At 36.7% G+C, this 19,625-nt stretch carries 19 protein-coding genes; 5 read left to right on the top strand and 14 right to left on the bottom strand.

The annotated features are described in order from the left end of the window. Positions 1-55 precede the first annotated feature (55 nt). From G7051_RS03295 to G7051_RS03270, 6 genes are all read right to left on the bottom strand, one after another. The gene (locus G7051_RS03295) at positions 56-475 is read right to left on the bottom strand and encodes a hypothetical protein (RefSeq protein ID WP_166198524.1); all 420 of its coding nucleotides are present in this window, start codon (positions 473-475) and stop codon (positions 56-58) included. After that, positions 472-837, bottom strand: a complete 366-nt coding sequence (locus G7051_RS03290; RefSeq protein WP_166111090.1) for a hypothetical protein — start codon at positions 835-837, stop codon at positions 472-474. Before G7051_RS03290 ends, G7051_RS03295 begins: the two co-directional genes overlap by 4 nt. Before the next feature lie 57 nt (positions 838-894). Then, positions 895-3,672, bottom strand: coding sequence for a prolyl oligopeptidase family serine peptidase (locus tag G7051_RS03285; protein ID WP_166198522.1), 2,778 nt, complete (start codon positions 3,670-3,672; stop codon positions 895-897). 103 nt (positions 3,673-3,775) lie between these two features. Further along, positions 3,776-4,492, bottom strand: a complete 717-nt coding sequence (locus tag G7051_RS03280; protein WP_166198520.1) for a pirin family protein — start codon at positions 4,490-4,492, stop codon at positions 3,776-3,778. Between the two features lie 43 nt (positions 4,493-4,535). Continuing rightward, a complete protein-coding gene (gene ygiD, locus G7051_RS03275) occupies positions 4,536-5,375 on the bottom strand; it encodes a 4,5-DOPA dioxygenase extradiol (protein ID WP_166198519.1) in 840 nt (279 codons plus the stop codon). A 103-nt stretch (positions 5,376-5,478) separates the two neighbouring features. Continuing rightward, positions 5,479-6,132 (bottom strand): YceI family protein, encoded by a 654-nt coding sequence (locus G7051_RS03270; protein ID WP_166198517.1) that lies wholly within the window; start codon positions 6,130-6,132, stop codon positions 5,479-5,481. Between the two features lie 214 nt (positions 6,133-6,346). On the opposite strand from G7051_RS03270, the gene G7051_RS03265 reads away from it, so the two are divergent. Both G7051_RS03265 and G7051_RS03260 read left to right on the top strand, forming a co-directional pair. After that, complete coding sequence (locus G7051_RS03265; RefSeq protein WP_185155002.1) at positions 6,347-7,387, top strand: low specificity L-threonine aldolase; 1,041 nt, start codon at positions 6,347-6,349, stop codon at positions 7,385-7,387. After that, the gene (locus G7051_RS03260; protein WP_166198515.1) at positions 7,381-8,283 is read left to right on the top strand and encodes a LysR family transcriptional regulator; all 903 of its coding nucleotides are present in this window, start codon (positions 7,381-7,383) and stop codon (positions 8,281-8,283) included. Before G7051_RS03265 ends, G7051_RS03260 begins: the two co-directional genes overlap by 7 nt. 3 nt (positions 8,284-8,286) lie before the next feature. On the opposite strand, the gene G7051_RS03255 is transcribed toward G7051_RS03260, so the two are convergent. The 4 genes from G7051_RS03255 to G7051_RS03240 all read right to left on the bottom strand — a co-directional run bounded on the left by G7051_RS03255 (position 8,287) and on the right by G7051_RS03240 (position 12,630). Then, complete coding sequence (locus G7051_RS03255; RefSeq protein ID WP_166198513.1) at positions 8,287-8,904, bottom strand: hypothetical protein; 618 nt, start codon at positions 8,902-8,904, stop codon at positions 8,287-8,289. A gap of 36 nt (positions 8,905-8,940) precedes the next feature. After that, positions 8,941-10,638 carry a M23 family metallopeptidase gene (locus G7051_RS03250; RefSeq protein ID WP_166198511.1) on the bottom strand — a complete coding sequence of 566 codons (1,698 nt, stop codon included), beginning with the start codon at positions 10,636-10,638 and terminating at the stop codon, positions 8,941-8,943. Positions 10,639-10,944: 306 nt separating this feature from the next. Beyond that, positions 10,945-12,147 carry a bifunctional phosphopantothenoylcysteine decarboxylase/phosphopantothenate--cysteine ligase CoaBC gene (gene coaBC, locus G7051_RS03245; RefSeq protein ID WP_166198509.1) on the bottom strand — a complete coding sequence of 401 codons (1,203 nt, stop codon included), beginning with the start codon at positions 12,145-12,147 and terminating at the stop codon, positions 10,945-10,947. A 54-nt stretch (positions 12,148-12,201) separates the two neighbouring features. After that, entirely contained in the window at positions 12,202-12,630 is a 429-nt protein-coding gene (locus G7051_RS03240; protein WP_166198507.1) for a GtrA family protein, read from the bottom strand. 220 nt (positions 12,631-12,850) lie between these two features. On the opposite strand from G7051_RS03240, the gene G7051_RS03235 reads away from it, so the two are divergent. Next, entirely contained in the window at positions 12,851-13,450 is a 600-nt protein-coding gene (locus tag G7051_RS03235) for a bifunctional nuclease family protein (protein WP_255493306.1), read from the top strand. A 55-nt stretch (positions 13,451-13,505) separates the two neighbouring features. Beyond that, a complete protein-coding gene (locus G7051_RS03230) occupies positions 13,506-14,210 on the top strand; it encodes a 16S rRNA (uracil(1498)-N(3))-methyltransferase (RefSeq protein ID WP_166198505.1) in 705 nt (234 codons plus the stop codon). A gap of 74 nt (positions 14,211-14,284) precedes the next feature. Here the strand turns inward: G7051_RS03230 and G7051_RS03225 are convergent, their stop codons facing one another. Beyond that, positions 14,285-14,512 (bottom strand): hypothetical protein, encoded by a 228-nt coding sequence (locus G7051_RS03225; RefSeq protein ID WP_166198503.1) that lies wholly within the window; start codon positions 14,510-14,512, stop codon positions 14,285-14,287. 92 nt (positions 14,513-14,604) lie between these two features. Between G7051_RS03225 and G7051_RS03220 the strand changes: the two genes are divergently transcribed. After that, on the top strand, positions 14,605-15,384 hold the full coding sequence (locus tag G7051_RS03220) for a Cof-type HAD-IIB family hydrolase (RefSeq protein WP_166202625.1): 780 nt from the start codon (positions 14,605-14,607) through the stop codon (positions 15,382-15,384). Positions 15,385-15,393: 9 nt separating this feature from the next. Here the strand turns inward: G7051_RS03220 and G7051_RS03215 are convergent, their stop codons facing one another. From G7051_RS03215 to G7051_RS03205, 3 genes are all read right to left on the bottom strand, one after another. Beyond that, positions 15,394-16,029, bottom strand: a complete 636-nt coding sequence (locus G7051_RS03215; RefSeq protein WP_166198501.1) for a class I SAM-dependent methyltransferase — start codon at positions 16,027-16,029, stop codon at positions 15,394-15,396. 215 nt (positions 16,030-16,244) lie between these two features. Then, positions 16,245-19,136: a hypothetical protein gene (locus G7051_RS03210; protein WP_166198499.1), complete on the bottom strand. Its 2,892-nt coding sequence runs from the start codon at positions 19,134-19,136 to the stop codon at positions 16,245-16,247. Continuing rightward, on the bottom strand, positions 19,133-19,618 hold the full coding sequence (locus tag G7051_RS03205; protein ID WP_166198497.1) for a hypothetical protein: 486 nt from the start codon (positions 19,616-19,618) through the stop codon (positions 19,133-19,135). Before G7051_RS03205 ends, G7051_RS03210 begins: the two co-directional genes overlap by 4 nt. Positions 19,619-19,625: the final 7 nt, after the last annotated feature.

Here is a 19,625-nt window from a genome sequence, read left to right as displayed (position 1 = left end):
ATAAAAAAGATCGAACCATTGTGGCTCGATCTTTTTTTATTCTCTTCTTTCGATTTTACTTTATGAGATTAAAAATGTGATCCGAATTAGTCGTATGATCGGGATTTAACTCTATCAGGTAATCGGGAAATACTTCCAACAGTGCAAATGAATATCCGTTGATACGTATAAAATGATTAGCACTCCCTTTTTTCTTGTGAATCTGATAAGGGAATTTTCCGAGTAAACTTCTCTGATTATAATACTGATCTCGTTCCTTAGAGTCACAACCTGCTTTCGTATACGCTTCTATGGATACACTATCTTTTTCGAATTTTAGAACATTGTATGTCGTAATCAGGCACCCTCCATCTTGAAACGATTTACAGGATTCGCTTATGACAATCGAATACTCTTTGTTTTCGAGTAGAGAGTTTTGTGTTTTACCCGAAAGAGAAACCCCGAGTAGTATAATTATAATCAATAAAAATTTCATCGTCTCTCGCTTCTGAAGTTTAATAACAGCAGATAATCACTTACAGCATCCTGCAAAATTGTAGACAAAGGTTTATCTGAAGGAATGACTTTCATTTCGAACGTTTTATTTCCCTCTGTATAAGTTCCCGAAACTTTGTCCATCACCAATTTGCTGTTTTCAAATTCGCGGTACTCTTTGTTCTCTGTACTTTTCATAGAGACAAACTCAAGGCGGCTGATCATATCATTTACCTTGTCATATAACAGCCATATATAGAGCTTGTTTTTATCTTCCTCTAAAATTCCGTTTCGTCTAACTTCTACGATTTCAACCTTTTCATTATCAAGATGAAATAATAATTTATAACCGGGCTTAACCATGTCTGATAACTTTATTTTATTACTACTACTTTCTTTTAATTGAGAATATCTGTAATCCTATTCTATTTCGAATCCATATGTTTTACCTTTTTCGGTAGCAGGTATTCCTGTTTTCATCCATACAGGAGCTGGATCGCCTTTGAGATAATGGTCGAAAAATTGTTGCAAACGAATGCTCAAATCTTTACAATTGCGGCGTTCTTTAAGATTGTGAGCCTCATTGTTATATTGTAACAACCATACAGGCTTTTGCAACCTTCTGAGTGCCATAAAGTATTCGATGCCCTGATACCAAGGCACAGCTCCATCTTTATCGTTGTGCATTATTAATAGAGGCGTTTTTACCTTGTCGGCAAAAAATATAGGTGAGTTTTCCTTATATAGTTCGGGAGCCTCCCACATAGTTGCACCAATACGAGATTGAGTTTGTTCGTACTGATACTGACGGCTTCGTCCGGTTTCCCAACGTATGCCTCCGTATGCACTGAACATATTGGATACGGGTGCCCCTGATCCCGCAGCTTTAAACATGTCAGTTCGAGTAACAAGGTATGCTACTTGATAGCCTCCCCAGCTTTGTCCTTGTATAGCCATGTTATCACGATCTATCCATAAGTTTTTAGCTAACTCCTCTACTCCCGAAACGATTGAGTTATATGCACTCTCGCCAGGATGTCCTGTTGTATACTGAATGTCAGGAGTAAATACAATATATCCTCTGCTGCAATAGAACGGAATATTGATAATAGAACGGCTTGGTGCAGGTGGAGAATATTGATATAGATTGTCTGAGTGCTTCTCGTAAAAATATACCATCAAAGGATATTTTTTATTCGGGTCGAAATTTTCAGGTTTATAGATGATGCCTTGCGATTGTTTACCATCAAAGGTCGTCCATTCGGTAAGTTCGGCTGTTCCCCAATTGTATTCTCTCATTTGAGGGTTGATGTCTGACAATCGAGTATCTGTTTTCCAATTATTACTGGTGATAAAAAGATCGGGAGAGGTATTGAAGTTGCTCTTTGCAAACAGATAAACCTCTTTATCTTTCGCTTTTTCCGGTGACGAAAATATATATTCATCCATGATTAATGGTTTTAAATTAGATTTCTCTAATTCGTAAAAACCATGTTTTTTGCTTGTATTATCAAAAGCTGAGAGTAATATCTTTTCAGTATCTTTAATAAACCGGCTTTCTTTATCAGTTTTGATATATCGTAATGTCAACTTATTGTTACGACCTACATTTTGGGTGATATTTACAGGAGTTTTTACACCGCTAGGATCAAGTTTCCATATATCATAAGCATCGTATACCAAGAAAGCATCGTCTTTTTCCATCCAAGCACCTAAACCGTATGAATTGGGGATCGAAGGTGTATCGTTCTTCTCGTCCCAGAAATTGATATTAAGTTTATCAGTCAGGCATATTTCTTTTCCGGTATCAAACGAATAGGCATAATATTGACGGTCATTAACATTGTACCATGCAAGATATTTGCCATTAGGAGAAAGACTTAGTTCAGCCTGTAAACCTGTTTGTATTTGTTTTGAGGTGTGATTATTAAGATTGAGAACCCAAATATCATTAGTTAATCTGGCAGCGACGTCCCATTGAGTATCGAAAAGATAGTTCAGATTAGATGTGCCTAGTGCGTATTTACCATTGTTTTCATCCGATATATTTACAATTGGCATTTGCTCGGTTGCCAATTGATAGAATTTGTAACCATCCTCTAAATCAACATAAGAAAGATAAGTTTGTTTTTTCTTTTTTTCCAATTCAATTAACTGTTGAGGCTGTATTAATGGCTCTTGCCAATGCCACAAATCGAGTTGTGCTTTTTCAAAATCGGGGATAGTTGTATCTTTGGGTAGGGCTATAGGTGCAGTGCCTAAAAGAACCCTTTTGCCATTCTTGCTAAATTCAGGGTTGTAATTTTCACTCACATTCCACTCTCTTGGCATTCCTGTTTTATTCTTATCAACGATAAGTTGAGCAGAATCGTCATGTGTTGAGAAATAATATAAGCTGTAGTTTTTTATCTCTGCTTTTACACTGTCTGTTGTTGCTAAAAAGGCAAGTCTTTCTCCTAAATCAGATAATGCAGGGTTCTTATAAAGCGTTTTGCCTGTAGAAACTGTTTTTCGACTATACTTGTTGAGGTCGAAATAAATAATACCGGGTTTACTGATCGTGTCTTTAGCTTCGGGTTTGGTAACCACAGCCAAACTTTTTCCGTTTCTGCTAAATATAAAATCAGTCACATTTTTGACAGTATCTTCTTTTGCTGTATAGATGTTGCGAACTATTAAAGTGCGTGCTTTTTCGTCAGCTTTCGCTTTATCCTTTATTTTAAGGGTATCATCTATGGTATAGGCCAAATAGTCGGAGAAATCTTTTCCTATTTTGAATGTTTTTACATTAGGAATCTTAGATAACGAGAATTTTTCCAGAGAAATAATAACCAATGAGTCTTTGGGCATTTTCTCATCAGCCGTTTTCTTTATTTTGGCTTGGCGTGAAGATTCATAAGGTGCTTTTATCTGTGCGACAATATATTTCTGATCGGGTGCGATTAAATAGTTGTATCCACGAGGAACAATCAACTCTTTTTTATTTGAGAGGTTGCGTATTAATAAATAATCGTCTCCCTCCTGTACTTTAACTACTGTTGCGGCATATTTTGCGTCATTTGAAACAGCTGTCTCAGACAGGCTTTTCCATGAGTCATAAACGGTATGATCTAATACTTTTTTCTGTGCCGTAATTGTGAGCGAACTGATTATTGAAAAACAGAGAATCAGGTATTTCGAATACTCTTTTCTAAACATAAAAGATATATTTATTGATTTCACACAAAGTTAATAAAATAAAACGAGCCAATCCCTTTGTAAATAAGATTGGCTCGAATGATTTGTATTTAACTATATGGTATTAGAATACCATCGGAACTTCCATCAATAGAAGCCTTGCGTCGTCGGATAGAGATTCGATGGTCAGAGATTCTGTATCCCATATTCCAAGCCCGTCTCTATTGTCAAGAATCGTTCCTGAAACATTGAAACTACCTTGTATAACCATGGCAAATACTCCGTTCGACTTCGATTTCAGATCATATTTTTCGATTACTCCTTTGTCGAAAGATCCTATGGAAAACCAAGCATCCTGATGTATCCACAATGCGTTTTCGGAAGGGGTAGGAGATACAACCAATTGGAATGTATTTTTATGGCTCAAAAAATCCAACGTTTTTTGTTCGTATCTGGGTGTTACATCCTTTTTGTTGGGAAATACCCATATCTGAAACAAGTTTACAGGTTTATCTTTTTGTGCATTAAACTCGCTGTGGTAAACTCCTGTACCTGCACTCATAACCTGTATATCTCCCGATTCGATAACACCTCCGTGTCCCATACTATCTTCGTGACGCAAGCTACCTGATAGAGGTATGGTTATGATTTCCATATTATCATGCGGATGAGTTCCAAAACCTTTACCTCCGTCTATGATATCGTCGTTCAATACACGCAATGCACCGAAGTGTACTCTTTCGGGATCGTAATAGTTTGCAAAACTAAAAGTGTGGTGTGCGTTTAACCAACCATGTTGTGCGTGACCACGTGTTTCAGCTTTATATAAAATAGTTTTCATAATTTTCTTCTTTCTTTTAATTAAAATTGATTTTTAGCAGACCTCAATGAATAATGATAGAGGTCATAGATAATGCACCTGCTACTATTTTGTCATTAAACAGATCGGCTTTTTCTCCTTTCGTTTGCAATGCCAAAGCATATATCATCGGAATATAATGATCCAATGTCGGCATCGCTAATTGTGTCCATTTGCTTAATGACTTGTAATGAATTAAAGAGTGGTGATCGCCTAATTCTATTTTTTCTCTAAAAAGATTGTTGAGCTCGATAGCCCAGTCGTAACCATATTGGGCATTGAAATCGTCTCCTTCTACTTGCAGCATACGCAGATTGTGAATCATATTGCCGCTGCCTATAATAAGTACCCCCTTTCTTCGTAAATACATTAGTTCCTGAGCCAAATCATAATGGTACTGCATGTCTTTGGTATAATCAATACTTAGTTGCAGTACAGGGATATTGGCTTTCGGATAAAAATATTTTAATACGCTCCATGTTCCATGATCTAATCCCCATTCGTAATCTGTTTCAATCGTAAAATTCTGAGCGTTTAATTTTATATCATTTGCCAGGTCGGGAAACCCCGGAGCCTGATATTGTTGCATGTATAATTCGCGCGGAAAGCCATAAAAGTCGTGAATCGTTTTGGGGCTTTCCATAGCTGTAACAAATGTTCCCCGAGTTTCCCAGTGTGCCGATACGCATAATATCGCTTGCGGTTGAGGAAGTTCCTGCCCCAATTCAATCCATTTTTTTGCAAACTCATTGTCTTCAATGGCATTTATAGGTGTACCATGCCCCACGAATAATACAGGCATTAGCGGGGTATCGCTTAAGTACGATAATTGTTTATGTAAATGTTGTAAACTATTTGTTGACATATTTTTTATAACGCTCCTCCATTATATTTAGAATAAAAAATCGGCTTTAGCTAACAGTTGCTAAAGCCGATCAGGAAAAAATTCACTGTCAAAAAACTCTCTTTTATTTAGCAGCTTTAGCTATAATAGTTATTTGTAATTCAATATTGTCATCGATGAACTTATCTTTTAAGTCAGCGAAGATACTTTTTGAACCATATTGAACGTTCCATTGCGTACGGTCGATAGTAAAGGGTATAGTTACCGCTTTGTAAGCATCGCCTTCTTTTGTGATTTTAGCATCGAATGTGATGTTTTTTTCTACATCTTTCATTTTTAGATTACCACTAATGCGGTGTGTAATAGAATCATTACCGGTAACAGCTTCTACTTTAGTAATTGCAAAACTACTTGTAGGATATTTTTCAACATCGAAGAAATCTGCACTCTTCAAGTGAGTAACCAGCATTTCGTTCATTTTTTGATCGGTAAGATCTTCGTCTACAATTGCATTCATGTCTATGATAAATGAACCCGAAGCCACATCTGTACCGTTAATGGCAAGGCTACCTTCTTTTATGCCGATAGTTCCGTGATGGCTTCCGCCCGGTTTAGTTCCTACCCAATGGATAGATGATGCTTGCGTATCAACGACTAGTTGTTCGCCACTACCGTCAGCTATTGCTTGTGAGTCGGTTCCTTCAATTTTGTTTTTAGGACTATTGCTACATGATGCAGCAAATAATACAATAGATAATACTAATAAATACGATTTCATAATTGTTTTTGTTTATTATTCTGATGCAAATATAAATGGAGTTTATTGATTCTCAAAATAGATGTTTTTATGCTTATCTATTAAAATTTTTATAAATTTGTGTGAACTCTTATTATAACGCATAAATACCTGTTTTGTTTGTTTCTTATCGTGTTTTATTGCTGTTATATTAATAACTATTAAATAGATATCCTATCTTAAATTAATTCGGAAGATGATTATTCACAGTTTTACAAATGATTATAGCGAAGGATGTCACCCTTCTATTTTGCAAGCCTTAAATCAAAGTAACCTTGTTCAACAAACGGGATATGGTGATGATATATATACACTGAATGCTGTTGAGGCGATTAAAAGCAAGATTGGCGATAACAGTGTCGATGTACACTTGATTTCTGGAGGAACATTAACCAATCTATTGGTTTTGGCATCTATATTGAAACCATTCGAGTCGGTAATAGCAGCTCATACAGGGCATATTAGTACGCACGAGACAGGAGCGATAGAAGCAACAGGGCATAAAATAGAAGAGGTTATTAGTCCCGATGGAAAATTGACTTGTGAGTTGATTAAGCCAGTCTTGAATAAGTTTCCCGAATATCATACCGTAAAACCAAGGGTGGTTTATATTTCTAATTCAACAGAAATAGGTACTGTTTACACTAAACAGGAATTAACCACTTTGTCGAATTTTTGTAAAGAAAATAATCTGATCCTATTTATGGATGGAGCAAGGCTTCCTTCGGCTTTGATGGCTGCATCTAATGATCTTACGCTCTCCGATGTAGCTTGCTTGACAGATGTCTTTTATATTGGGGGAACGAAGTCGGGGGCTTTGCTTGGTGAAGCGGTTGTAATCACAAATGATACGCTGAAAAAAGACTTCAAATACCATCAAAAACAGCGTGGAGCCATGATGGCGAAGGGTAGGGTACTTGGTATTCAGTTCGAGCAGCTATTTAAAGATGATTTGATTTTTGAACTGGCGAATCATGCCAATAATTTAGCCGCCAAGATTACAGATGCAGTTAAAGAGTTGGGGTACTCTTTCCTCACAGAATCGGATTCCAATCAAATATTTCCTATCTTGCCCAATAAAGTGATCGATACGCTAACCCTCAAATACGGATTTTATGTATGGGAGCCTGTTGATGCTGATAATTCTGCCATAAGAATGGTTACTTCATGGGCAACACCGGAAGAGAAAGTCGATATGTTTATTCATGACCTCAAAGAAACATGTAAACTATGGTAAATCTCGAATGGTACAGAACTTTTAAGGCAATCTATCAGAATGGCACATTAACTAAAGCGGCTCAGGAGTTACTTCTTTCTCAGCCTAATGTGAGTGTTCAGTTGGCTGCACTTGAAAGTTATATTGGTCATGCTTTGTTTATACGACTACCCCGAAAAATGGTTCCTACGGATTATGCCAAGCAGCTTTACACACAGGTTGTAGAATCAATCGATAATCTGGAAAGGGTTGAGGCTGAGTTTAAAAAGTCTATTTTAAATAAAAATACAACGATAAAATTGGGCAGTCCTGCCGAGTTTTTCAGTGTTTACCTGGCTAAGAACGTATCTCAATTGAAGTCTTATCTGATTGTAGAATATGGATTAGCTTCCGAATTGATAGATAAATTGGTCAGTAAAGAGCTGGATGTAGCTATAATAACACAGCGTAATGCTACACATGAATTTCTTACGTATGAACCTCTATTGACAGAATCTTTTAATATTGTATGTAGTTCTGATTTTGACTCGACTGAATTTGATGTTCTGATTGAATCTTCTGATTTAGAGCAGATTGAAAAGTGGTTACAGGCTCAGCAGTGGTATGCTTACAATAGTAATCTGGTATTAGTTAGACGATTTTGGAGGGAGAACTTCAAAAAGCGTCCTTTGCTTAAACTACAGGCTGCGATACCTGATAATAATGCTATTTTAGAAGCAGTGGGTAATAGTAATGGCTTGGCAGTATCATCCGACCTTATTGCTGGAAGGGCATTGAAAGAAGGTCTCGTTCGAGTTCTGTGGCAGGGGTTTCATCCTTCGACTAACGAGTTATATATCGCTTATGATAAAACAAAGATAGAACCCAAGTTATTGGATGAGATTAGAGACTTTGTGAATTTAAGTTTGCAAAAATAATTTTTATTCAGGTATAATGGTTTCAGCTTTGTGAAAGTCGAGTTTCTTATATTTCTTTTTTAGTTTTTCGTCTAACTGAGCTTTATCGTTGGTAAAATAAACCATGCCTGTATCAAAGTGCCATGTTCCTACATAATTAAGGGTGTTACTTTCTATTGTAAAAACAAAACGTTTCAGGTCACGTTGACTGATTCTGTTGCTGTCTATTTTCTCTCTTAAACTATCAGTTGCATCAATTCCCTTGTAAACAGGCTCAATCATGCCATTGCCTCCATACCATTTGCTATCTGTCCACCAATAATCCAATATCATATAAGTACCGGGTTCGAGGAAGTAACAAAAGGTATTTTCTTTTGTCATCTTAAAGGTCGGTTTTACTCTGAATGAAAATAATTCGGAGGTCGTTATATTGACTATCCGTATATCCTGAGGAAAACCGATACTGTTAGTAGATAAGCGTTGTATAAAGCTTCCGTAGATAATAGCCTGACCGGAAACCATCTTGTCATTCCTTTTTACTTCTTTCAGTTCTGTTGTCTCCTGTGCTTGAGCAAAGAAAACAATCGAAACAAAAAGTATATTTAAAATGGTCAATCTTCGTATTGTCTTCTCAAACTTCATAATTGCATATTAAGTAAAATAGATAGCTATGCGAACTTAATAGAAAAATTCTCCTGTATATTGAGCTGTATTTCCGCAACCGTCGGTGGCTGTAAATACAATTTTGTGAGTGATCCCTTTTTTTAATCGGGCAGGATCAAACTTATAAGTATATATCGAAGATTTCATATCATGTGTGAATAGGGCAAACTTGCCATCTATAGTTCCTTTGAATGTTGCTATTCCACTGAGGTTGTCGCTCATACGTATTCTTATCTCATCTTTGGGCACGACTATTCTTCTTTTCCCTTTTCCCGATGTTTCGATGCGGGTGATTTTGGGTGCCTCTGTATCAGCGGAAACCGCTAAACGTATTCCCAATTCACGGATATTGGCTATGATAGAACCATTTTTATAAGAGCCTCCTATCCATGATGCCCTGTTGTTTATCAGTTGAACTACACCGTATTGTTTTTTATTACTTAAGGGATCGGATGATAGTTTTATAGTTACCTCTCCTGATTTATCAAGGGGAACAGGTGTACTATTTACTGTATAAACATCTGAATAATATTCTGTCGAGGAAGCTTGAGACAGTGTAAAACAGACATCGTTATATAAGTTACCCTTGGGAATTGATAAGGTAAACTGATTGGTCTGGTACTTATTATCCTTATCCCAGATAAGAACCTGATTACAAACCGATGGAGTTATAATATTCTGTTTTTTACCAATAACGGTGAAATCATACACAGACTTATTCCCGTACAAATCTTCTAACTCATAAGAAATCAGGTAAGGACGCTCTTCGTTGATGTTAATATAGCCACTGTTGGTAGATGAATAAAAAGGCAATTTGTTTCCCGGTTCGATAAACGACTGCATATAAAATGACTTATTAAGTCTCCAATCAGCAAATTCAGTAAAAGTATTTATCATACGGCTTTGATCAAAAGGAAAGCGGTCTACTTCCGATCTGAAAACTTCTTTATTATCTACTGATAAACTTACAACCCGCACCCCATAGATATTAGAGGTTGCGTCCATTCTATCATACGCTTTTATTCCAAGTCCTATTAACCCCCATGCTTCAATCGGTTGTTTGAGAGGAGAGTATTCTCCACCTTTTAGCTGTGCAACAGATTGACGGAGGGGAAGAACCGTTCCATTGATGACTCCTCTTCCGGGAACAGGGTAGGCTGCAATTCCTTTAACTTCAGGCGATTTATTATCTGCAATAATTTTTTTGTAATACACTAAAGGGTCTAATGCTTTCTCAGTCTTAGTTTCCCTTATTTCGAAATGCAAATGTGGACCACCTGATCCGCCCGTATTACCTGTATAGGCGACTAAGTCTCCTTTTTTTACTGGGATTTGATAAGGAGAAAGTTTTACATCAATCCTAAAGCTTTCCTGTTTATATTGTTCTTGTTTTACAAATTCGGATATCCTTACATTATAAGAGCTCAAATGCCCGTAAACCGAAGTTTGTCCGTTAGGGTGATCTATGTATAAAACGAGTCCATATCCACTGGGTGAAACCCCTATCCGAGAAATATAGCCGTCAGCTATACTGTAAACAGGCTTTCCTTCTACACCTTGCGTCTTTATATCAATTCCCGAATGAAAATGGTTATTGCGAAGCTCTCCAAAATTAGCACTTAATAATAGCGGTATATCCAGAGGACTTCGGTATTCTTGTGCGGAAGTATGTAATGAAAATAATAGAAATATAATAACGATAATTTTGTTCATTGTAAGTTTATTTTCAAGAGTTCATCGAGTACAAAAAGTAGTCAAAAAGGTGACAAACTGATATTACTTTTGTTACTTTTGTTGTTTTTATAATCGTCTTGTAATCAGTTGATAATTATTCAAAAGGTTACAAAGGTTACAAAAGTGACACTTTTTGAGTAGTTTTTTCTTTTCTTTCTTTTACTGTTACCTTTTTTGTCTTTCATCTCTTTTGTTGATAGATAAAAGAATGATATTCAATCCTATCAAGATGCCAGACCTATTTGTTGTTTAGGTAAGTAAAGAGCAATACATAGTTCTGCAAACTTAATCGTGCCCCAAGGTATAATTAATAATATCTTTAGCGACTTCTTTTTTATTCTTTAATTCAAAGTTTGTACGAAGACCATTTTTATTTAGAATGGCTATTTTATTAGTGTCGTGCTGAAATCCGGCTCCGTTATCATTCAGAGAATTGAGGACAATATAATCTAAATTTTTCTTTGTGATTTTATCGAGTGCGTTTTGCTCTTCATTATTTGTTTCTAATGCAAAACCAATCAGAATTTGTCCCACTTTTTTTGCCTTCCCCAGCGAAGCAGCGATATCTTTATTGGGAATCAATTCTAAAGTCAGGTTACTACCTTCTTTTCTTTTGATTTTATTATCCGCTTGTTCTTTAGGACGATAATCAGCCACAGCAGCACACAGTATAGCCGCATCGCTATCAGCAAATTCGCTTGTTGAAACCTGGTACATTTGTTCAGCCGATTCTACATCAATTCTTCTGATATTGGGGTGGCTCGTTCTTAGAGATACAGGTCCGGCAATAAGTACCACATCCGCACCTCTTTCCGCACATTCTTCGGCTAAGGCAAAACCCATTTTTCCGGAAGAGTAATTTCCAATAAAACGAACAGGATCTAGTTTTTCATACGTCGGTCCAGCCGTTATCAGGATTTTTTTTTTTGAAAGAGACTCCTGTTTCTCAAAATATTCTTTGATGTAAGCTACAATATTTTCAGGCTCCTCCATACGTCCTTTACCTATCAGGTGACTGGCTAGTTCGCCGGATGCCGGTTCTATTATATGATTACCGTATGATTGAAGCAATGATATATTGCGTATTGTAGATGGATGTGCAAACATGTCAAGATCCATTGCCGGAGCAATAAATACAGGTGCTTTCATTGACATATAGGTTGTAACTAGCATGTTATCGGCAATTCCGTTTGCCAGTTTACCCATTGTGGCAGCTGTAGCAGGTGCTATAATCATAAAGTCAGCCCACAGACCAAGGTCTACGTGACTATGCCATGTACCGTCATTGGCTCCGAAAAAGTCACTTACTACAGGCTTTCCTGTTAAAGCAGATAATGTTACAGGAGTAATAAATTCTTTTCCTGAAGGAGTAATCACTATCTGTACTTCGGCACCTTCTTTAACGAATAAACGAGCTAAAGATGCTGCTTTATATGCAGCAATACTGCCTGTTATACCTAATACTATATGTTTACCTTTGAGTGTCATTTCTTTATTATCTAGATTGTATGATTTACAAAGGTAATAAATAGGTGTGAGACCTTATACCTCTTTTTTCTTGAACGTGTAATATTTGTTCAGAAAGAATTGTAAAAAAGCGATAATAACCGTAATAGCCAATTTTGCTAAATTTTGGATAATCTTAGGAGCTAGCGATAGGTCGAAATGAGTTAATGTGAAACTTATAAGCTGAACAAAAACGGGAAGTAATATCGATCCGATAACTAAACCTACACCGGCAATACCGAAGAAAGATATAGCTCTTTGCCAGATTTTGTCGGTAGCTTTAAATGTAAAATAGCTGTTGAGAATAAAGTTATTGGTAATTGCCAGTATTGAACTCAGGATATGTGATGCAATATAATTAATACCAAATACATCTCTAAAAATAAAAAATGCAGCCCAGTCCACACCTAACCCGACAAGGCCTACTATTCCGTATTTTGCTAATTCTTTGAAAGACTGTTTCATTAATTTATAAACTTAGATATCAGGTTGTTTATATTATGGCGTGATTCTTATAATGATAAATAGACCTGTTATTACTATTTAAGTCGCAAAGATAGGGCTTTATTTCTTTTTGAATTTGTCTTTTTGTACGATTATTATTTAAAATTTTACTTTTATGGACTCTAAATAACATAAAAATGACTATTTTTGAATTAGAATACTTTTACAACGGTTATTTATTGTGATAGACAAAAAGGTGAAATTATCGGTTTTGGGATTCTCGTTTAACCAAACACAATCAGGCACATATGGCTTGGTTTTGGCTGAGGAGGATGGTGTAAGACGTCTCATGGTTGTTGTCGGGACGCCTGAAGCTCAGTCTATTGCCTTTAAATTGCAAAATACTTCTCCGCCACGTCCGTTGACTCACGATTTATTTTACTCCTTTATATCTGAATGGGGAATTGTTCTTCAGGAAGTGCTTATTTATAAGTATGACAATGGTATTTTCTATTCTAAATTGATGTTCAAGCAAGGGGAAAAAGAAATATCTATAGAATCGCGTACATCTGATGCCATTGGTATTGCCCTTAGAAGTAAATCTCCGATATATACTACCGAAGAAATTATGCAGAAGCTGGCAATCGTATTCAGTGAAGGCGAAGACGATATCGATAATAAAGAAATCGTATCAGGTAATGATACTACAGAATATATGGATAGCTATGCTTTGCTTAGCGAAGAAGAACTGAATTCGATGCTACAAGAGGCGATCGATAACGAAGATTATGAATTAGCATCTGTTCTGCGAGATGAAATGGATAAACGGTTTAACCATTAAGGATTACGATCTTTATCACTTTAAAATACAACATTAAGGTCTGATTTTTACTTCAATGGATAAAACAATATTTTATGCACCTGATATTCAGCATGACAATACCTTGCCACAAGACGAGTCTGCTCATTGTGTGCGAGTATTACGTAAAAAAGAAGGTGATGAGGTATTAATAACCGATGGAAAAGGACATTTTTTTGATGCGGAAATTGTAGATGCCCATCAAAAACATTGTGTCGTAAATATTACACAAACAAGAGTTGAACCTAAACCATGGAGTAATTATTTACATATTGCATTTGCCCCCACTAAAAATTTAGACAGGATAGAGTGGTTTGCCGAAAAAGCAACAGAAATAGGTATTGATCACTTCACTCCTTTATTATGCCGATATTCGGAACGCAAGGAAATAAAATTGCCACGTATCGAGAAAATACTTATCTCGGCAATGAAACAGTCTCAAAAAGCGGTTCTTCCTCTGTTAGACGAAATGATTTCTTTTTCTAGTTTTATTAAGAAGCCTTTCGATGGACAGAAATTTATAGCCCACTGTTATCCACAGGAAAAACAACTATTGAAACATATCTACAAAGCAAATGGAAATGTTCTGCTATTAATAGGACCCGAAGGCGATTTTAGTGAGCAGGAAGTACAGGAAGCATTGAAATATGGCTTTGAACCGATTAGTTTGGGAGAAAGTCGTTTGCGAGCAGAAACAGCAGCCTTGGTTGCCTGCAATACAATTCAGATATTAAACGGTTGATCTGATGTTTGCCCGTTAAAAGTTAAATAGCGTCTGAGTTACTATTTTATCAAATAAATAAGATCTCTATAATCTTATTTATTTGCCACATCGTTATTAAATTCGCGTAGAGCCAGAATGGCTTTGTATAATTTTTTCTTGTAGTAACCTTTGAATATAAAAGATTCGTACCGCTTCATCGAATATTTAATTACATCATACTCCAAAGATTTTCTTGCACTCTCAACAAAGGCGTCGATAAGTGGTTTAAGTGCTTCAGTAGGTTGAGTTGATTGATTGTTTTCTTTTAATGGCTCGTCCATATTTGCTATTTATTTAGATATGTAAAGATAATAAATTATAAGAATCAGCGTTCGAAAGGTGAAGCCCGAACACTTAATAGAGAACTAAAATGATGATAAAAGCTATTTTTTTTGATATAGATGGAACGCTGAAAAGTTTTAAGACACATTCTATACCTCAATCGGCAATTGATGCAATTAATCAAGTAAAGAGCAAAGGTATTAAAGTATTTATAGCTACAGGTCGTTATTTTAATCAGATAGGCGATTTGAATGGCTTAACTTTCGATGGATTTATAACATTAAATGGAGCTCATTGTATAAATGGAGAGTATCAAACAATCTTTACGAATCCAATTCCCAAAGATAATATAGAAGCGTTATTGCGTTACCATAAAGAAGTCTTCTCGTTTCCATCTATATTTATAACAGAGAAGCGGGAATTGATTAATTTTATTGATGAGAATGTTAGGGCAATAAGTCAATTGGTGGATGTACCGTTATCTCCTGTTGGTCAATTGACTGAAGCTGAGATGGCTGAGGTTCTGCAAATCGATGCTTTTATAAATGATAATCAAGAGAAGGAAGTTCTAGGAACAGTTCTGGCTAATTGCGATGCGAGTCGTTGGCATCCTCTTTTTGCAGATGTTAATGTAAAGGGCAACAGCAAACGTACGGGTATTGATAAGTTTCTTGAATATTATAAATTAAATCTTTCCGAAACAATGGCTTTTGGAGACGGAGGTAATGATATTCAAATGTTAGAATACGTGGCTCTAGGTATAGCTATGGATAATGCCGGAGATAAAGTTAAGCAAGTTGCCGATTATGTTACAGATTCAGTTGATGACAATGGCATCTCTAATGCATTAAAACACTTCGGACTTATCTGATAAAAGAGCTTAAATAGGCGAAGCTATGACCAAAAACTGTTTATACTTTATATCATCCAATGAATTTAATACTACTTTGTTGATAAGTGATGTCAGACAAAAGGGGCTAACGCCGTTGATACCTGTTATCTGATCTATTTTGTATCCACAATCTTCAAACATCCTTATAATACTTTTCTTTGTAAAGAAACGAAGGTGTGTTCTATCTAGAATGCCGGAGTCTTTATAGTGCCAATCTTTTTGAAATAGGAGCTCTCTTAGTACTTCGATATGTCTTATGTTGGGTATCGATGCTATAATTTTCCCCTCAGGATGTAGGTTGTCTTTTATCTTTGATAAGCAAGTTTCAGGATATGGCATATGTTCAAGCACATCGTTAAAGAATATGCAGTCAAAGAATTTCTGCGGGAGATCATCGGATACCTCATCGAAAGAGCCTATTAAAACTTTATCCAATTTTGTTTTTGCTATTTCAGCAACATCCTTGAACATTTCAATTCCCCAAGTTTCTATATCCCTTTCCTTTTTGAGTTTTGCTGAAAAAACTCCTGTGGCACAGCCAACATCTAAAGTTTTTGCTATATTCAGAGGTATAAAAGGAAAAATTTCTTTTCTATCAGAGCTATAATAACCGGAGTCTTGCATAAGATACTAATATCATTGATGATTAAAACCTAAAGATAATATTTTAGTTTTATTGGCACTGAAATCTATACAGTATATTTATTTTAATGACGAGATACTGGTATGCGTAAAGATTATTCAATCAATCAGGGTGAAGTCCTATTTAGTACTTCACCCTGATTGATTGGTTTTTATTATATCATGATGCAGAAAGTATCTGCATACTCAGGTCTATTTTAACGCCCGCCTCTTGAGCGGATATTTGGATTGACCGGAATGTAGCAAGGTTTGAAGTTTACAGCCATACTGTTGCTGGTAACTATTCCGCATCGGTCGGTTACTACTACATGGTAATAAGTAGTTCGCGACTGAATAAGAATGGGAGGAGTGTAGGTGGCACTTGTGGCACCTGCTATATTAGTCCATCCTGTTGTACCATTTGTACTGGATTGCCATTGATAGGTGTATACTCCACTACCTCCTCTTACGGCGCAACTTAAAGTATTGGCTACTGTACGAACACATACTGTCTGGCTGTCTGTAACTGCTCCTGTAGTCAATGGTTTATACACATTGATATAAACGCTATCCTGCACGGGGTCGCCGCAAAATTCGGGCATAACGGTTACTCTGTACCAGCCTGTCATAGTTGTATCTGCATCGGCAATTTTAGGGCTTTGTATTGTCGAAGAGAATCCGTTGGGTCCTGTCCAGTTATAAGCTGTGTTACCAAGTGTTATACATTTGAGTTCGATGGTATCTCCGGTACATACATTATTATTAGTGGCATAAACAATGCGGGCGGTGCTTAGTTTAGCCATCGTTATCTGTTGGCTGAAACTGTTGCCGCACTGGTCCATAATACGTGCTGTATAAGTAGAGTCGGCTTGTCCGTAGTCGAAGTGTGCCTGATCTGAGGTTACGATGTCAGGAAGTCCTATTTTTACTGTATTATCTTTATTCCATAATTGATAGGTATAAGGTGCTACACCGTTTATGGCTTGCAAAAGGATTACTCCTGTAGCTCCATCGGTACATTCATAGGCACTACTTCCTGTCTGGCTCAGAGCTAATGGGGGGGCGGTATAAACAATCGTTTTCGTATTGATAACACAACCATTGGCACTATTGGTATTTAGAATACCTAGTGTATAGGTTCCCGGAGTAGAAAAAATAAACGATCCTCCGGGTGAAATTACTGTTTTGTCATACCCTGCAGGACCACTGGTCAATCTGTAATAGGTAGTCGTATTAGTACCCTGATAGGTCATTAATCCCGAAGGAGTAACCCTCATTCCCGAGCATGTATTCTCTGTAGTATAGCTTAATGCTTTACCACTGTATATTCCATTCGTGTTGATCGTTGTTGTTAGTGGAGTTGGGTCTCCGCATCCATGAACGACACTCAATGTATAAGTTCCTGCAGGCAGGGTGGTGGTAGGCATATAATAATAATAGGACGAGCTGGTCGATGTATATGTTTGCGGGGTATATCCTGCCGGACCGGTTATTGAAAAGGTGGTACCTGCTGGATAGTAGACCGATCCATTGGCATAAATATATAATTGTCCTTGGTCCTCGTAGCAATTATTAGTTGAGGAAACAGACATCGTATAACCGGTAGGCAGACTCGATGTTCTATTTATGGTAGTGGTGTAAGTACGTAGAGGATTTGTTCCTACATATACCGCTTCGAACGTATACGCCTTGCCATATTCTAAATCAACAGTTGAACTTGTTAAGGTAGGGGTGAGGGTGTTAGAGTGTACAACTACCCCTAAAGGATCTTTGATAGTTATTTCAATAGGATAACAAGGGTCGGTAGAACTGTAGTACAATCGAAAGAGATTACTACATTTATCGTCGGTATAAGACAGAGACATAGTTCCTCTGCTAATGTTTGTACTCGTTGTCATTACAGTTCCATTAGCATCAGTCATTAGCACATTATAGCTAATACTATACTCCAAAGCAAGTTGCTCAGATACAGGATTTGATAAATTAGTCTTGTTCAAAATTACAGTTCCGGCTCCTGCACCGGTTGCCTGAGTTATAACAAGGGAGACCGGATAGCATAACAATCCATCATAATCTGTCCAAGGTCTGACAGTATATAGATAGTCATCACATCTCCGGGTATAGTTAGAGGTCATTGTTGGCTTCTTCATGTAGGTTGTTATACTGGTATAATTATCAGGGCAACCTTTTAATCGAGTATATACAGATATAGTTTTGGGAGTATAGAAGTCTGCAAGCGTGTATGGTGATAAATTTAGTGTTAATTGAGAAGTTGTCCATGGAGTCCAATTAGTTGGCATTGTTCCTCCTCCCGGTGCAGCACCTACTTCGTACATACCATCCAGATAATATCGGTAGTAGTCAGGGAAGTTACTACTTACAGCACCTGCACTCCAGTAGACAGCACTACACGAGTTGTCGGTAAGTATTGGTCTGAATCCGCTATAAGTGTTGTTCGAAAAAGCTGGAAAACCAGAGATTTGCCCCAAAGTAAAAGTTGCTACGGAAGTATAACAGCCATCGTTTATCTGTACTGCATAATCGCCTGATGGATAATTTTCACTGGGAAACGTATAAAGACTACCGTTCTTGGTTGGTGTAACAATACCTGTTGTAACACCGGCCGGTGCTGATGTTATATTAAAGGTAAAAGTTCCACTACCATCTGTAACATTTAATACAATTATACCTGTATTACATATGTCATAAGACTTACGCGACGATGTTGCATTAAAAGAAACCGAAGGAACCTTATAATTCCCTCCTACAGTTACATTAGTAACAGTTTTAACCACATCATAATCGGCATTTACTTTACAAAAAGCACGTACCGTTACTGTGTAATTACCTGCAGGAATATTTGTAAGTACATTATGTTCCTGCGGATTTATCGTAAAGCCGGTAGTTGGCGAGGTCAATCCGTATTGAATATTGAAAAGATTGGTCAAGTCACCGCTGAGGGTCACCGTTACCGTTCCATTAGCTTGACAGGTTGATGGAGTAGATGCCGTCGTTACCGTGAAATTGGAGGCACAGTCCTGAGCCATTATATTTCCAGCTAAAAATATAGATAGGAACAAATAGAATATTTTATAAGATAGTTGTTTCATCCGTATCTTTGTTTAGTTAAGGTAATGGTCAATTTACCTTCTAAAGGAAAATCATAATTGGAATCTCCATATAGAAAAATAAAGGTAAAAGTTAATCTATTATCACTAAAAGAAGACGAATAAGGTGATAATTGCCTTTGACTATGCTTGAAAGCGGATACTTCAGATTTTTCTTTGGTCGGAATCAGTTTTATTCCGTCCTCTACTGTATATTCTGATTGATCTGGTAGAACACAAAATGATAATACTCCATTACTGATAGTAGCCTGCAAAAATATATTTTGAAGAAACATATCCGTTGTATCTACTAAAGCCGGGTTGGTTATAATACGTTTATCAACCTCTGACTTTGAATTAGAATTGGAAATGGTAAATACTGCTTTTTCAAACAGATATGTTCCATCTGTTTTATTTGCTTTGCCAGACTGAGAATATGCAGATAAAGCGCATAAACATAATATCAGTGTATGAAGTATTTTCATAATTGAC

It is taken from the genome of Dysgonomonas sp. HDW5B (assembly GCF_011299335.1).
Classification (GTDB): domain Bacteria; phylum Bacteroidota; class Bacteroidia; order Bacteroidales; family Dysgonomonadaceae; genus Dysgonomonas_A.
Note: the sequence above shows the minus strand (reverse complement) of the source record. Positions and strands in the feature narration are given on the sequence as shown.